Origin of the sequence: Halobacteriovorax sp. RZ-2 (genome assembly GCF_043196685.1) — a bacterium.
In the GTDB taxonomy this organism is placed as follows: Bacteria; Bdellovibrionota; Bacteriovoracia; order Bacteriovoracales; family Bacteriovoracaceae; genus Halobacteriovorax_A.
In genome coordinates this window covers 342,196-357,023 of sequence record NZ_JBEBMR010000001.1, presented here as the reverse complement: position 1 = coordinate 357,023, position 14,828 = coordinate 342,196, and the positions used below count along the sequence as shown (strand labels likewise).

The 14,828-nt window shown below is 38.6% G+C and carries 16 protein-coding genes; 11 read left to right on the top strand and 5 right to left on the bottom strand.

Annotated features, from left to right (window positions below):
* Positions 1–22 precede the first annotated feature (22 nt).
* Complete coding sequence (locus tag ABMA78_RS01580) at positions 23–418, bottom strand: hypothetical protein (RefSeq protein WP_392856382.1); 396 nt, start codon at positions 416–418, stop codon at positions 23–25.
* 131 nt (positions 419–549) lie between these two features.
* Between ABMA78_RS01580 and ABMA78_RS01575 the strand changes: the two genes are divergently transcribed.
* Positions 550–3,459, top strand: a complete 2,910-nt coding sequence (locus tag ABMA78_RS01575; RefSeq protein ID WP_392856380.1) for a helicase C-terminal domain-containing protein — start codon at positions 550–552, stop codon at positions 3,457–3,459.
* On the opposite strand, the gene ABMA78_RS01570 is transcribed toward ABMA78_RS01575, so the two are convergent.
* From ABMA78_RS01570 to ABMA78_RS01555, 4 genes are read right to left on the bottom strand one after another with little or no spacing between them, the layout of a single operon-like run.
* Positions 3,456–4,253: a hypothetical protein gene (locus ABMA78_RS01570; RefSeq protein ID WP_392856378.1), complete on the bottom strand. Its 798-nt coding sequence runs from the start codon at positions 4,251–4,253 to the stop codon at positions 3,456–3,458. The two genes, ABMA78_RS01575 and ABMA78_RS01570, sit on opposite strands and share 4 nt — an antisense overlap.
* Positions 4,253–4,747 (bottom strand): hypothetical protein, encoded by a 495-nt coding sequence (locus ABMA78_RS01565; RefSeq protein ID WP_392856375.1) that lies wholly within the window; start codon positions 4,745–4,747, stop codon positions 4,253–4,255. Before ABMA78_RS01565 ends, ABMA78_RS01570 begins: the two co-directional genes overlap by 1 nt.
* 26 nt (positions 4,748–4,773) lie before the next feature.
* A complete protein-coding gene (locus ABMA78_RS01560) occupies positions 4,774–5,937 on the bottom strand; it encodes a DUF4056 domain-containing protein (RefSeq protein WP_392856372.1) in 1,164 nt (387 codons plus the stop codon).
* 29 nt (positions 5,938–5,966) lie between these two features.
* Positions 5,967–6,707, bottom strand: coding sequence for a hypothetical protein (locus ABMA78_RS01555; protein ID WP_392856370.1), 741 nt, complete (start codon positions 6,705–6,707; stop codon positions 5,967–5,969).
* A gap of 46 nt (positions 6,708–6,753) precedes the next feature.
* On the opposite strand from ABMA78_RS01555, the gene ABMA78_RS01550 reads away from it, so the two are divergent.
* From ABMA78_RS01550 to nqrE, 10 genes are all read left to right on the top strand, one after another.
* Positions 6,754–7,257 (top strand): potassium channel family protein, encoded by a 504-nt coding sequence (locus ABMA78_RS01550; RefSeq protein ID WP_392856367.1) that lies wholly within the window; start codon positions 6,754–6,756, stop codon positions 7,255–7,257.
* Positions 7,254–7,607 carry a SirB2 family protein gene (locus tag ABMA78_RS01545; RefSeq protein ID WP_392856366.1) on the top strand — a complete coding sequence of 118 codons (354 nt, stop codon included), beginning with the start codon at positions 7,254–7,256 and terminating at the stop codon, positions 7,605–7,607. Before ABMA78_RS01550 ends, ABMA78_RS01545 begins: the two co-directional genes overlap by 4 nt.
* A gap of 20 nt (positions 7,608–7,627) precedes the next feature.
* A complete protein-coding gene (locus ABMA78_RS01540; RefSeq protein ID WP_392856363.1) occupies positions 7,628–8,938 on the top strand; it encodes an MATE family efflux transporter in 1,311 nt (436 codons plus the stop codon).
* On the top strand, positions 8,935–9,597 hold the full coding sequence (locus ABMA78_RS01535; RefSeq protein ID WP_392856361.1) for a class I SAM-dependent methyltransferase: 663 nt from the start codon (positions 8,935–8,937) through the stop codon (positions 9,595–9,597). Before ABMA78_RS01540 ends, ABMA78_RS01535 begins: the two co-directional genes overlap by 4 nt.
* A 12-nt stretch (positions 9,598–9,609) precedes the next feature.
* Positions 9,610–10,080 (top strand): YchJ family protein, encoded by a 471-nt coding sequence (locus tag ABMA78_RS01530; RefSeq protein ID WP_392856359.1) that lies wholly within the window; start codon positions 9,610–9,612, stop codon positions 10,078–10,080.
* Between the two features lie 159 nt (positions 10,081–10,239).
* Entirely contained in the window at positions 10,240–11,583 is a 1,344-nt protein-coding gene (locus tag ABMA78_RS01525; RefSeq protein ID WP_392856356.1) for a Na(+)-translocating NADH-quinone reductase subunit A, read from the top strand.
* Positions 11,583–12,788 carry an NADH:ubiquinone reductase (Na(+)-transporting) subunit B gene (locus ABMA78_RS01520; protein WP_392858007.1) on the top strand — a complete coding sequence of 402 codons (1,206 nt, stop codon included), beginning with the start codon at positions 11,583–11,585 and terminating at the stop codon, positions 12,786–12,788. The genes ABMA78_RS01525 and ABMA78_RS01520 overlap by 1 nt, the downstream gene beginning before the upstream one ends.
* A 10-nt stretch (positions 12,789–12,798) precedes the next feature.
* Positions 12,799–13,572, top strand: a complete 774-nt coding sequence (locus ABMA78_RS01515) for a Na(+)-translocating NADH-quinone reductase subunit C (RefSeq protein ID WP_392856354.1) — start codon at positions 12,799–12,801, stop codon at positions 13,570–13,572.
* Positions 13,572–14,189 (top strand): NADH:ubiquinone reductase (Na(+)-transporting) subunit D, encoded by a 618-nt coding sequence (locus tag ABMA78_RS01510; protein ID WP_392856353.1) that lies wholly within the window; start codon positions 13,572–13,574, stop codon positions 14,187–14,189. Before ABMA78_RS01515 ends, ABMA78_RS01510 begins: the two co-directional genes overlap by 1 nt.
* 13 nt (positions 14,190–14,202) lie before the next feature.
* Positions 14,203–14,814, top strand: a complete 612-nt coding sequence (gene nqrE / locus ABMA78_RS01505; RefSeq protein WP_021267064.1) for an NADH:ubiquinone reductase (Na(+)-transporting) subunit E — start codon at positions 14,203–14,205, stop codon at positions 14,812–14,814.
* Positions 14,815–14,828: the final 14 nt, after the last annotated feature.

Genomic DNA, 14,828 nt, shown 5'->3' with positions numbered 1-14,828 from the left:
CGCTTTCTGCTTTTGCTCTTTCTTATAGTACAACTTTAGAAGCTGCATAGAAGCTTGTGATAAAAGTTAAAATTCTAAACGCTAGAGTCGTGATACCCAGGTAACGGTGCTTCTTAATAAAGCTAGAATTACCTTTTAGAATCATACGGCCAGAGATAACCATTGCGATGTAAAGAAGTACGCTTGATACCGCAAAGAATAGGTGAATCTTAAGTGCTGTTTGTGACTGGAAAACTTCCATTGCTTTATCGATAGCACTGCGGCTTAATTCAATTTGTAGAATTAAGATAACATCCCAAATCATCGCAGCAGACATAATCTTTACGTGCTTTTGGCGTTTTTTGCTCTGGGTTACTCCATAAATCATTAAAGATAGGATCAGAAATGATTGAATTTGAAAAAATGTCGCAGAAGACATGGCGCACCCTTACGTAATAAAAATATTAATAATATGTAGCTTAGAATAAGACATAAAAAGGTGATTATCAATACGATTTAACAATGATAAATTAAATAAAGGCCTAGCGCCAATGGGAGCAGTAAACAAGCATGGATACGATGAATACAGAAAATAACACACTAGGCAAATGGGCACTTCTTGATATTGAAACAACGGGTGCAGATTGTAGTGTTGATGAAATAATAGATGTTGGTTTTCTTCAATTTGAAGGGACAAAACTCGTTCATAAATATGAATCTCTGTGTCGTCCAAGTTTTGAAATTTCCAAATTCATCCAGAAGTTAACTGGTATTGATAATAAGATGCTAAAGCGTGCTCCACTTCTTGATGATGTCATCGGAGAAGTTCTTGAGTTAGATGGCCATGACATTCTTGCTCATAATGCAGATTTTGAGGCCGGCTTCTTAGACCATCACTTTGAAACCCTCGACTTTAGAGAAAGGCATCGTTGGCAAGACTCGCTCTACTTCTTATCACTTCTTTTTCCACATATGTCTTCACTGAAGCTTGAAAACTTTATTGTTGGTTTTGGGCTAGCTGAAAAAGAATTGCACCGAGGGTTTCAAGATTCAGTTGACCTCTTAAAAGTTGTGATTGTTGCAGCTCTTATGACGAAGAAAGATGCTGGTAAGTATAACTTCATGATGTCTTTAATGCATAAATACTCACTTCAGGACTATTGGTTCTTTAGATTCCTATGTCTCTATGAAGAAGAATTATTTGAGATCTCTGAACAGATTGATTTCGATCCGGCAGCTCATATTGAGATGGCCTTAGAGTGGGCATATCCTAAAACACTTGAAGATAAGCAAGTGTATGAGCAAAATTTTGATATGACCTTCAATGGCCAGAATGTGAAGAATATCTTCAGTGACGAAGATAAAGTATCAACTCTATTTAATGGTTACCGCTACCGTAAGTCTCAAGAAGACTTGGCCCTAAAAGTTGGTCAGTCTTTCAAGAATCATATTCACGCCATGGTGCAAGCGCCAACTGGAACGGGGAAAACGCTTGGCTACTTAGTGCCAAGTGCTTTATTTGCCCTTAGTGAACAAAAGCAAGTTCTTGTGGCAACGGGAACTAAGACTCTTCAGGCCCAGGCCATGAATAAGGATGTTCCTGCTCTTCATAAGCTCTTAGGAGTCTCTCCTAAGGACTTAAAGATTCGACAACTTGTTGGTTCAAGCAATCACTTTTGTGAACTTCTTTTTACCCAAAGACAGAATGAAGAGGACCTATTTTCTCAAAGTAATGACTTAAAAGATAAATTTGCAGATATCTATTTTGAATCTCTTTTTTATCACAACTCAAATAGTGCGCTAGAGCATATGATCTCAAAAGATGATCTACCATTTGTTCTTCGTATGAAGCTTGAAAACTTTTCACAAGCTCAAAAAGATTTGGCCGTTGATTACCGTGCTTGCTCAAGTAAGCAGTGTCCATTCTATGCCAATTGTACTTATATTCGTGGACTTCGAGATGCTAAGGAAGCAGATATCATTATCGGAAATCATGCTCTGATGTTTTCTTGGACAAAGTCTTTTCCTAGGCCTGCTTACGTGGTGGTGGATGAGGCCCATAAAATTGAAGGCGAGGCGACTAAGGCATTCTCTGCAGAGGTGGCACAGAGTGATCTTGAAAGTCTTCACAAGCAATTTCAAAATCTACAAGGTTTAGGTTCTCTTTTCTACCTAATCAATACATTGATTGAAGAGAATCAAGAAGAAGAGATCTCATCTCTTCGAATGTTATCAATTGATACGGCCTCAATGCTTAGGGATCACTTATTTGAGCTTCCTGAGAAGTTTGAAATGATCTTTAAAAAGATGCCTCGCTATACTGACAAGTTTTGGAATGAGCTTCCAATGATTATGCCAACAGAAAAGGAAGCCCTTCGCCTAAGTGTCTTCCACCATCTGGAGAGTATTTTCTATCTTCTTAAATCAGTTTATGAAAGATTATATCCATATACGATTCGCTGGCAGGTGAGCGATATGCAAGGCCAAGGTGAAATTACGGCTTGGACTCGTTTTGAAGCATTTGTGGGGCAACTTGAGGATGTGATGAATGCTCTTGCGGTCTTATTAAAGATTGAAAGCTCTTCTCAGCCTCATTCTCTTTCAATGAAGTATCATGAGCAGCAAGGATTCCTACTAAGTGCAGGGCCAATCAATACTGGACGCATCTTACATGACCAACTACTACAAACTTCTTCATCGGTTGTTTACACTTCTGCAACGCTAGGAAATGAGCATGGGGATCAAGGAAGTCGCGGGATGGAGTGGTCGACAGGTTATCTTTATAGTGAACCTGAGAGGCGCTTTAGAACAGGGCTCTATCTACCTTCAGTATATGATTATAAGAACCGTACAAAAGTTTTCTTATGCGATGATACACCATCTCTTTATGATAAGGACTTTGTGAAAACAATTTGTGATCGCCTAACTCCTTTTATTGAAGATATCGATGGAAGAACTTTACTCTTATTCTCTGCTCGTGCTCGCTTTGAGAAGGCCGTGGAATATATGCTTGATAAATTTGAAGGCAAGCTTCCTGTTTTTGTTCAAGGTATGGGGGCCAATGTTGTTGAAGAATTTAAAGAGAGTGGAAACGGAATCCTAATTGGAATGGAGTCTTTTGGTGAGGGGATTGATGTTCCTGGTGATGCCTTAAGATTTGTCTTTATTGATAAAATTCCAGACCTTTCAATGGAGCAGGTTATTCGTCTTCGCCGTGAGTACTATGAAACAAATATTGGTAACGAATTTGAAGATTACTATCTTGCCCATAGAACAAGAAACCTACATCAAAAACTTGGAAGGCTGTTAAGAACTGAAACTGATGCAGGTGCGGTCGTTGTTATCGACTCACGTGTAAAAAAGTGGAAGAACTCGACAATGGCAAAGCTTACAAAACAGATGGAGCCATATCAAATTCACCGCACGAATTTTAAAGAAGCACTTGAAGCTTCTAAGGATTTTGTGAATACTTTGGATTAAAATCGGTAACCAAACTCGAGTAAGTACATATAACGATCACCGAAGCTTAATTCTGTGGTCAAACCAAATTCGCGATTTATTTCATAGTTAAGGCCCGCAAGTCCGTGCCATCCACTAGATGAAAGGCTTACGTTAAGAATTATATCTTGGCGTGAGCCGGTAATTTGAATATTGCTGTCTATATACATGGCCCCTGTAAAGATTTGAAGTTTCCCTGCATTGTATCCGCCTCGAAAAGCGATACTATAGAGATTTACATCTAATTCATCTTCAATGATAACGTCAGTTAAGTTGAAATTAGTCATGGCAAACCAGTTATTGTAGCCAGCAACTAAGACTCCTCCAAGATTTGCGACAGTACCTTTTGCTTTAAAAGGTATCTTATGTTGTTGGGCACCGACAATTGGGAGCTGGGTTTTAAATTCAAGTTGAACATTGGAGTGAATCTGACCTAGGCCAAGGTATAGATTAAAGAAAGGGAGTAGCCAAAAATCAGTTCGAATCATATTGATTTTTGTTTCAGTATCGACTTTCACATCACCAGTAACAGGAAGTGCTGCAAATAGGTCTTCACCATTTAAAGTTGCCTTATCAACACCAAATTTTTCATCATGTTCTATTCTAGAAACATTAACCCCATAAGGACGAGGTAGAGTGTAGCCTCGCTTCTTTGCTTCTTCTCCCCAAATTGGAAAGTAGCGAGGTTTTTCCTCACTAACTTTATTGACCGGCATTTCTTGGGCAAAAGTTGATAAGGGACTAAGAAGAATAAGTAGGTAGAATATGATCCTCATTAATTTGTCTTCCTTATATACTTTCTAATATCATCAAACTCTTTTGGAGCGACTGTCTTGGCATAGTCGATCTCTTCTTGGGTTAGGGGGATATAGCCTCTGTCATAACTCCATCCATAGCCCCAACGATAAGATGTTTGGTACTGAGGGCCACCGCCAATTCTAACCCCAAGGTACATGACTATGGACATCCAATCAGTGAACTCTTCTTTTACACATGCTTTCAACTGCTGGTCGGCATTAAAACGCTGGGCCTCTGTGCCTCCGAGCCAATAATGTTGGTCGTGGACAAAGCAACACTTAAGCCATGCATCTGGCTTTGAAATCGTTCCGTCCGGCCACTTCGAACAACCATCTGACATAAAAGGTGAGAGTTGCTGTGACAGATGGATTTCATTCTTCTTACTTATATCACTTCTACTAGCAGGAAGCTTCGCACAGGAAGTCGCGATTAAGAGTAAAGAAAGGTTAAATATAAAAATATAATTCTTCATATAGCTATCTTATACGTTTTTTGAAGTTAATTATTCTTAAGGTAGTTTTCGTCAAATTCTTTATCGTATTGAGCGATCTTTCTAAAATCTTTAATTGTGAGTTTCTTATTCCAAAGGTGTTTTGGAACGTGCTTAAATGTCTTTTCATATGATGAATCGATTTCAAATTGAATGACTGCAATCTCGTCTAAATTGTAACTCTTAAAAAAGCTTTTCATTTCAAGCACAACTGGATTTTTAAGAGGGGAGGCCGCAATCTCAAGAGGTGCCAGCTTCATTGATAGGCCGTAGTCTCTTTTTTTCAACATGAATTTCTCTGGCAATCTAATATCGATATCCCACCACACTTTGTTGGTTGTCATAAGAAGCCTTTGCGTTTCATCTTTATCGACTGGTTCTAACTCTTTTAACGACTCCTTAAGCCAGGAAGTCATATTCAAATTGTATTGTATACTGGAAAAGGTAAGGTGCTCGTTGATTAAGGCCGAAGCGATCTTGGCGCCAAGAATATTTGAATAGAGATCCTCTGGAGAATAAGCAGATGGTTCCTCTGAAAATATTGAGACATTTCTGTAGCCATGCCATTGAGCAAATTCATGAGAAATGGCCATTTCATATGCAAGCTTTGAAGCAAGTGCCGATGTAAAATAAATCTTCTCTTTACCTTGTAATTTTCTAGTATCAAATGCTTTGAAAATAATTACTCGCTTACCAATTTCTTCGGGTAATTCAATTTTAAAGTCAGTACCTAATTTGGGATAAATCTTATAGAAAAGGGTTAATGTGATATCCGCTGTATCCCTGATGTGAGCAGTATCAATTAGGCCACCTCTTTTCGTATAAATAAGCCCATTAACTTCTGGATTTCTTTTGCCAATTGAGGCCATCTCTTCTTTTGAGAAATTATTAATATTGTATATATGTGTTCCAAGTGATTGGTAGTTGACAGTGTTTCGTTCTTTAAAAAAAGGGATTGGAATGGATAAAAGTTTGATTTTAAAATTTGTCCCAAAAGCACAGCATGGCCTAAAGTTTTGCGAGAACTCGACTTTATCTAATTGGTTAAGTTTTAAATCAAGACTTGAATTCTCTCCATAATCTTTTGATAAGACACTATTTATGGCGTTACTGTCAGGTCTGGTACTTTCAACCCAAATATTTCCAGCACAAGAAGATATCAAAATTAACATAAATGTTGATATCCAAAGCCTTTTCATCGTTAAGTTCGATCGAGGTTGTTGAGATATTTAATCGAAATATTCGTCCCTTGCTTATCTTTTATAATATAGGGAATGGTTTGGTGTTGAGATAGCCAGATACTTAGGAACTCTGGATCCACTTTCATATCTTTACTGTCTTCAGAATCTGATTTTTCAAATAACTTGTACTGAACGGCCGTTACTGTTGCGCCTGCTATCTTGATTGACTCAGAAGTTTGCGCTGCTCTTTCAACAACGATATTATTATTGATAATAGGGCCTTCATACTTCCACTGATTATTTGAAGAAAAGAATGAGTAGTAGTTCTTTCCAACGGAATCAAATTTCTTTGACCAAAGAAAGAGCATACTGCAACAGCTTAGTGGAGTGGTGACATAGAATTTTGGAGAAGTCGTGATGGATTCTTGATTAACTTCACCATCGCATTCAAATTGATACTTGAGCTCACTCGTCGAATGATCAAATAAGAAAATTTCTTTAGAGATCTGTTCTCCAAGACTTTTAATGATTTGCACTTTGACTGGGGTGTATTCCTTATCAACAGTGTAGGCGACATTGATTTTTAAGAGCTCTCCGGTCATTACACGTGCCAGCATTTCTCCTTCAAAGTAGATTTGGTGGAGTTTTGGCCTGCGGTAGACTTCAAATGTTTCTTCAGCATAGAGATTATCCTTGCGGGAGTAGTTGTATGCACCGCGAAAGATCTTTTCTCCTTTATTGCTGTTTCCAAAATAGCTCATATTAAATATTATATAGTAAATTAAAATTTTGTAGAAGAGGTTAGTTTTGCGCTCCGGCTTTCGCGTATTTGTTGAACGCTTTATCTATTTATTCAAAACCGTTGCTTTTTGGTTTATTACAATCATCGGCAACCTCGGTGTTGTTATCTTCGCCTTCGTCTTCTTACACCTTGAAAAAGGGCACAATCCAAAAGTTATTGAGCTTGGAGATGCTATTTGGTGGGCCTTTACCACAATAACCACTGTTGGTTACGGAGATATTACTCCTGTAACACTATGGGGAAGGGTTATTGCAATTGTTCTAATGATCTTTGGAACGGGGCTATTTGCCACTTATACCGCAATTTTTGCTAATGTCATGCTTGGGCGCCAATTTCTTACGATCGGAAGACGTGTACAAGTCTTAAAAAGAAATGTAGAAGGGATGCAATCAAGTCTACATAGAGAAGATTTAATGCTAGAAAGAGAACTAGCTAAGTTAAATAAAACTTTAAATATATTAAATGATAGAATGACGAGTCTTGAAGAGAGAAATGGAGAAAAGAAATGAGTTATGAATTTTACAAAGTACTTCACGTGTTTATGGTTGTCCTTATGGTTGCTGCCTTTGCACCTCAATTTGTAAGTACTGAAGCGCAAAACAGAAAGCTATTTAAAATTACTTCTGGTATTGCAAGTTTCCTACTTTTCGTAGGTGGTATGGGGCTTCTTGCTCGTATCGGTGTTAGTCATGGTGCTGGTTGGCCTCTATGGGTTAAGGTTAAGGTTGGACTATGGGTTGCAGTTTCTGCGCTTGGGCCAATTCTTGCAAAACGCATGAAAGCAAATCGTCTTGCAGGTCTAGGTTTAATTCTTGCACTAATCTTCGTTGCAATCTTTTCTGCAGTAACTAAATACTAAGAAATTTTAAAGAAGAAATTTTGGACCGTAATTGGTTAACATATAAGGGCCTTTGGGCCCTTTCTATTCCTTCCATCCTCGCATCGATGCTCGAGCCACTAAGTTCAATCGTCGATACTGCTCTTGTTGGAAATTTTGATACGAATATGCTGGCCGCTATGGCCATCGGCGTTTCTATTATGTCATCCATCACTTGGATGTTTAATTTCTTAGTACATGCGCCTATTCAAGCGATCTCGCAAAAGCTTGCCAAGGGGGAGTATGAAAATGTTGTCTCACTTATTAAGGTAACATTTTTAATTGCTTTCTCCATTGGACTCTTGCTGGTTTTGATTTTTGTTCCAGCACGTCACTTTGTTTATGACTTCTTAAGCGTAACGAAAGAACTTTACTCTTTATGTGATGAGTATTTCTTAACGAGACTATATGGACATGTTTTTATTTTATTATTCATGTCGGCCTTATCTGTTCTTAGAGGAATGGCAAAGGTTAATATTGTCCTAGGTATTATTGGTGTGGCCACTTCGGTAAATATTATTTTGTCTTACCTGGGGCTCTATCAACTTAATATGGGGCTTTCAAGTGTTGCAGCCGCAACAATTATTGCTAATGCAATTGGCTTCTTTATTAGTCTCTACTACATACTTACACATGAAAAGGTTCGCCATCTTTTCTTATCGCAAAAAATTATTCTGGCCGATGCTTTTCATATGGGAAAAAGTTCGATCAATGTTTTCATGCGTTCGGCCTTCTTGACGCTAAGTTTTTTCTTGGCCACAAAAGTAGCAAGCTCCATTTCTTTAAAAGCTCTTGCGGCCCATCAAATTATATTAAATCTTTGGCTATTTGCTTCCTTCTTTACAGATGGCGTGGCCACGTCTGGCAATATTATTGGTGGAACACTCTTTAAAAATGAAGGCCATGATCAGTTAAAAGATATCTTCCATAAACTTCTTGTTATGGGGGGAGCTATCGGGATTATCTTTTGTTTGATCTTCACCTTTGCTAACGGTCCTCTGATCTCACTTTTTACTTATGATGAAAGCATTCATGAAACGATAAAGGGGATTATTTACTTCCTTGCTATTGCCCAGATTCCGGTGTCGATTGCCTATGTCTACGATGGCCTTGTCTTTGGTATCAATCGTTTCGATTTCTTAGGACGCCATATGGTGATCGCCTTCTTTACATGCTTTCTTCCTCTGGCCTACTTAAGCTATTTGAATCAATCCTTCTTGCTCCTTTGGGGGGCAATTTTCTCGGTGGGTATCTACCGATTTATTTCGAATGCATACTTAATCGGAAAGACATTAAAGGTTAAATCAACATGAAAGAAAAAGGATCACAAGGTTTCTCAAAAGACTATTGGGACGTCAATTACGAGGAAGCTGATCAAATGGATGGAATAGGTAATGTGGAACAACACGTTGGCTATATTAAAAATTTATTTGGTTTAGAGTATATTGATATCAGCTCAATCATTGACTTAGGTTTTGGCCTTGGTCACTTATTTGAGGCACTTTTAGAGGAATTTAAGCCCTATAAGGCCCATGGTATTGAGCCAAGTGAGCACGCTTACAAAATTGTTAAAGATCGCGAAATCAATAAGATCGAATCAACGAAATTTAAGTTAGAAAAAACAGATATTGTTAGTTGGTGTCGAAAGAATGAAAACACTAAGAAGTCATTTGATCTTGGTGTTTGCACAAGCGTTTTTCAATACCTCACAGATGAAGAGCTAGAGTACTGTTTGCCAATTCTAGCTTCCAAATTAAAGTATTTTTATCTAACAGTTCCAACAGATAAAGAGTTGGATCGTCAGATTGAAGATCTTGAGTTTAAAGACGAATATGCCATTCGCAGAAGTCGTACAAAATACCAGAAAATGCTAAGAGAGCATTTTACATTTATTTCTAGTCGACTACTAGAAAGCAAGGTATATTTTGATGAAACAAACACAAATTTTACCGACTTATTATATCGATATTAAATGGAGTTTATTATGAGTAATTCTGGTCTTGATACAAAGACATGTGAAGCAATTGTTAAGGGTGAGGCCAAGGCCCAAACTGCAGCTCAACTTATGAGTGCACGTTACTTTGCTTATACAATCGGCAATATTGATTTCATCGTTGATTCAACACACCCAGATCATAGAGAGGATATGGATGTAAATGAAATCAAGGCGTGGTCATCGCAATCTGAGTGGAAGGGTCTTGAGATCGTTGACACTGCAGAGGGGACAGAGAGGGACGACTGGGGAATGGTTGAGTTTAAGGCAACTTTTGGCCTAGGCGGACAAGACCATGTGCATTATGAACGTTCTGAATTTGTTAAAGTTGATGGAGACTGGTTCTTTGTTGACGGTGAGCCAATCGTAGCGCAGGTAAAGAGAGATGGCGCCAAGGTTGGACGCAATGACCCATGTACTTGCGGCTCAGGTAAGAAATTCAAGAAATGTTGTGGTCGATAATTGTCGACTAAACAGCCTTTGTTTTAACGCGTTATGGTCTCTTAATCGAGTACGTGATTAGTTAAAATTAGGGTTACAACTTTATGTATTTCTGTTAAAAAACTAATAATTTCATAAATATTTTATTGTTAACAAACCAAGATAACGGGATTTGTCGCTATGATTCACATTAAGAGAGGATTGGATCTTCCTATCAGTGGGAAGCCATCACAAAAAATTGAGGTAGGACCTCAAGTGACTAAAGTCGCGCTTACTGGGCCAGACTATGTTGGAATGAAGCCAACTATGCTTGTTCAAGTAGGTGACGAAGTTAAAAAAGGTCAGGCGTTATTTTCTTGTAAGAAAGTTGAGGGTGTTCTTTATACAGCACCTATCAGCGGAAAGGTTATTGAAATTAACCGTGGTGCAAGAAGAGCGTTTGAAACTTTAGTAATTGAAGTTTCAGGTAACGAGCAAGTTACATTTGAAAACTACAAAGGGACGGGAGTAAAAGATTTAGCAAAAGAAGATGTTCAAGCACTTCTAGTTGAATCAGGTCTATGGCCTACTTTCAGGACAAGGCCATTTTCTAAAGCACCAGCTTTAGCTTCTGAGCCACATTCGATTTTCGTAACAGCAATGGATACAAATCCACTTGCAGCTGATCCAGCAGTAGTAATTGCTGAAGCAAGCGAAGATTTCGTAAACGGTGTTGAGGTAATCTCAAAGCTGACTGACGGAAGAACTTTCGTTTGTAAGGCAGCTGGTGCAAATATTCCAACGCCTTCAACGACTAAAGTTGAAACAAAAGAATTCGCAGGTGTTCACCCAGCAGGAAACGCAGGAACTCACATTCACTTTATTGATCCTGTAAGTGCAAATAAGACTGTATGGTCAATCAACTACCAAGACGTAATTGCTATTGGTAAATTATTTGCAACTGGTGAACTATCAACAGAAAGAATTATCTCAATTGCAGGTCCAGCATCTGTAAACCCAACACTTGTTAAAACTGTCCCAGGTGCTCACTTAGGTGAAGTTACTTCTGGTAAAGTTGGACAAGGTGAGGTGAGAGTTGTTTCTGGTTCTGTTTTCAGTGGACGTGCAATGGTTGGAACTTTTTCTTACCTAGGACGTTTCCATAACCAAATTTCTCTACTTACTGAAGGACGTGAAAGAGAGTTCTTAGGATGGCACAAGCCAGGTCTTAATAAATTCTCTGTTAAGCGTACTTTCCTACACTGGTTAAAGCCAGGGCAGATTTTTGATTTCACAACTGCTACTCACGGTTCTGATAGAGCTATGGTTCCAGTTGGGTCATACGAAAAAGTAATGCCTCTTGATATGCTACCAACTCAACTTTTAAGAGCACTTGTAACGAAAGATGATGACTATGCAATCGAACTAGGTTGTCTAGAGCTAGATGAAGAAGATTTAGCGCTTTGTACTTTCGTAAGTCCTGGTAAAGTTGATTTCGGTCCAGCTCTAAGAGAAAGTTTAACTACTATTGAGAAAGAAGGATAATTACAATGTTGCGCAAACTTCTAGATTCTCAACATGATAATTTCGCCAAAGGCGGGAAGTTCGAAAAGTTTTATGCTGTTTATGAAATGATCGATACTTTCCTTTATACTCCAGGTGGAGTAGCGAGAGGTTCAGTTCATGTTAGAGATGCACTTGACTTAAAAAGATTAATGATCACAGTTGCTATTGCTCTTATTCCAGCAATGTTTATGGCAATGTACAATACTGGTTTTCAGGCCAACTCTGCTTTAGCAGCAGCTGGTATGACTCCTGAAGGTTGGCGTGCTGATATCATCTTAGCACTTGGTGCAGGCTTCTCTCCAGATAGCCTTGTAGCAAACCTTCTACACGGGTTCCTTTATTTCTTCCCAATCTTTCTAGTAACACAAATTGCTGGTGGTTTCTGGGAAGCTCTTTTCGCGATCGTACGTGGTCACGAAATTAATGAAGGTTTCCTTGTTACTGGGATGCTTTTCCCACTAACTCTTCCTCCGACAATTCCTCTATGGCAAGTAGCTGTAGGGATCTCTTTCGGTGTTCTTATTGGTAAAGAGGTTTTCGGTGGTACAGGGAAAAACTTCCTTAACCCTGCTCTTACTGCTCGTGCTTTCCTTTTCTTTGCTTACCCTGCACAAATTTCAGGGGATGCAGTTTGGACAGCAGTAGACGGTTTCACTGGTGCAACAGCTCTTTCTCAAGCGGCACTTGGTGGTGTTGGAGCAATCACGACTTCAATGCAAGATGCATTCTTAGGATTTATGCCAGGTTCAATGGGGGAGACTTCAGCTCTTGCTTGTTTAATCGGAGCAGCGGTTCTAATCATCTCAGGTATCGGTTCTTGGAGAATTATGCTTTCAATGGTTCTTGGAGCAGTTGTTACTTCTGGAATCTTAAATGCTATCGGTTCTGATACAAATATGATGTTCTCAGTAACTCCACTTTGGCACTTAGTTATTGGTGGTTTTGCTTTCGGTACAGTGTTTATGGCAACTGATCCAGTATCAGCTTCTATGACACACAAAGGACACTGGTTCTATGGTGCTTTAATCGGTTTCATGGTTATCCTTGTTCGTGTTATTAACCCAGCTTTCCCAGAAGGTACTATGCTTGCAATCCTTTTCGGAAACTGTTTTGCACCTTTAATTGACTACTTTGTAATTCAAGGAAATATCAAGAAACGTGCAAATGGATACAAAACGGTTTAAGGGGGCAGTGATGAGTAATGATAGTACTGCAAAAACTCTGATCGTAGCAACAATCCTATGTGTTGTTTGTTCAGTTGTCGTATCTTGGTCAGCGGTTTCACTGAAGCCACTTCAAGATGAGAATAAAGTTTTAGATGTTAAGAAAAATCTTCTGATGACTGCTGGTCTTGTAAAAGCTACAGCTCAAAAGAAAGAAATCTTAGAAGCATATAAGCAAATCGAAGAAAAACTAGTTGATCTTAAAACTGGTGACTATGTTACTGATATTGATGTGACAAAATTCGATGCTGTAAAAGCTGCTAAAGATTCAAAAATGAACTATGCAATTCCTGCGTCTGAAGACAAAGGGAAGATCAAGTTCCGTGCAAAGTATTCTAAAGTTTACTTTGTTAAAGCTGGTGAAGAAATCAAGTCTGTTGTTTTCCCAATCCACGGTAAAGGTCTTTGGTCAACAATGTATGGTTTCTTAGTTCTTGAGACAGATCTTAATACTGTTAAAGGTATTGGTTTCTATTCTCACGGAGAAACTCCAGGTCTAGGTGGTGAAATTGATAACCCACACTGGAGATCGGTATGGCCAGGGAAGAAAATCTTTGGTGATGCAGGTAAACCACAAATTCAAGTAATTAAAGGCGAAGCTAGCAAAGCAAGCAGCTTTGATATTGATGGACTTTCAGGTGCAACTCTTACTGCAAATGGTGTAACAGGAACTGTTCGCTATTGGATGGGTGACGATGCATTTGGACCTTTCATTGATAAATTCACACAAGGTGGGGGTGAATAATGAACTTTAAAGAAACAGTAGTTTCTCCATTATTTGAAAATAACCCAATTGCACTTCAAATCCTTGGTATTTGTTCTGCTCTAGCGGTTACAACAAAAATGGAATCGGTAGCAGTTATGTGTCTTGCCGTAACTGTTGTATGTGCATTTTCTAACTTATTCGTTTCTTTAATTAGAAACCACGTTCCAAGTGCAATTCGTATCATCGTTATGATGACAATTATTGCTTCACTTGTAATCGTGACAGATCAAGTTTTAAAAGCTTACGTTTATGACGTTGCAAAATCGATGTCAGTTTATATTGGTCTAATCATTACAAACTGTATCGTTATGGGACGTGCTGAAGCATATGCGATGAAGAACCCTCCAATCATGTCATTCTTTGATGGTATTGGTAACGGAATCGGTTATTCACTTGTACTAGTATTTGTTGGATTTTTCAGAGAGCTTCTTGGATCAGGAAAACTTTTTGGAATGTCTATTTTAGCAACAACTGGAGAAGGTGGTTGGTACCAAACTAATGGTATGGCACTTCTTGCACCATCTGCATTCTTCTTAATTGGTTTTTTCATCTGGGGACTACGTACTTGGAAGAAAGATCAAGTAGAAGAAATGTAAGGGTAGGTGAAATATGTTAGAACATTATTTAAGTTTATTTATTAAAGCAGTATTCATTGAGAACTTGGCCTTAGCATTCTTCCTAGGTATGTGTACATTCCTAGCGGTTTCAAAAAAGGTTAAGACTTCTCTAGGTCTTGGTGTTGCGGTTGTTGTTGTACAAACAATTACAATCCCTATCAACAACCTACTTTATAACTACTTACTAAAAGAGAACGCTCTTGTGTGGGCAGGTATTCCAGGTACAGATCTTTCATTCCTAGGTCTAATTTGTTACATCGGTGTTATCGCGGCGATGGTACAAATCCTAGAGATGTTCCTAGATAAGTATATGCCAGCTCTTTATAACGCTCTTGGGATTTTCCTTCCTCTAATCACTGTAAACTGTGCCATCATGGGTGGTTCACTATTTATGGTTGAAAGAGATTATACTTTTGGAGAGTCTGTTGTTTTCGGTCTAGGTTCTGGTTTTGGTTGGGCCCTGGCGATTGCAGCTCTTGCAGGTATTAGAGAAAAAATGAAGTACAGTGATGTACCAGATGGCCTAAAAGGTCTTGGTATTACTTTTATCACTGTAGGTCTAATGGCACTTGGTTTCCTAAGTTTTTCAGGAATCCAACTTTAGTAACGGTAAGTAAT

Bases quoted from the DNA above. Each gene is read 5' to 3' on its own strand.
- ABMA78_RS01580 (WP_392856382.1), bottom strand. From the start codon at position 418: ATGTCTTCTGCGACATTTTTTCAAATTCAATCATTTCTGATCCTATCT.
- ABMA78_RS01575 (WP_392856380.1), top strand. From the start codon at position 550: ATGGATACGATGAATACAGAAAATAACACACTAGGCAAATGGGCACTT.
- ABMA78_RS01570 (WP_392856378.1), bottom strand. From the start codon at position 4,253: ATGAGGATCATATTCTACCTACTTATTCTTCTTAGTCCCTTATCAACT.
- ABMA78_RS01565 (WP_392856375.1), bottom strand. From the start codon at position 4,747: ATGAAGAATTATATTTTTATATTTAACCTTTCTTTACTCTTAATCGCG.
- ABMA78_RS01560 (WP_392856372.1), bottom strand. From the start codon at position 5,937: ATGTTAATTTTGATATCTTCTTGTGCTGGAAATATTTGGGTTGAAAGT.
- ABMA78_RS01555 (WP_392856370.1), bottom strand. From the start codon at position 6,707: ATGAGCTATTTTGGAAACAGCAATAAAGGAGAAAAGATCTTTCGCGGT.
- ABMA78_RS01545 (WP_392856366.1), top strand. From the start codon at position 7,254: ATGAGTTATGAATTTTACAAAGTACTTCACGTGTTTATGGTTGTCCTT.
- ABMA78_RS01535 (WP_392856361.1), top strand. From the start codon at position 8,935: ATGAAAGAAAAAGGATCACAAGGTTTCTCAAAAGACTATTGGGACGTC.
- ABMA78_RS01530 (WP_392856359.1), top strand. From the start codon at position 9,610: ATGAGTAATTCTGGTCTTGATACAAAGACATGTGAAGCAATTGTTAAG.
- ABMA78_RS01525 (WP_392856356.1), top strand. From the start codon at position 10,240: ATGATTCACATTAAGAGAGGATTGGATCTTCCTATCAGTGGGAAGCCA.
- ABMA78_RS01515 (WP_392856354.1), top strand. From the start codon at position 12,799: ATGAGTAATGATAGTACTGCAAAAACTCTGATCGTAGCAACAATCCTA.
- ABMA78_RS01510 (WP_392856353.1), top strand. From the start codon at position 13,572: ATGAACTTTAAAGAAACAGTAGTTTCTCCATTATTTGAAAATAACCCA.
- nqrE (WP_021267064.1), top strand. From the start codon at position 14,203: ATGTTAGAACATTATTTAAGTTTATTTATTAAAGCAGTATTCATTGAG.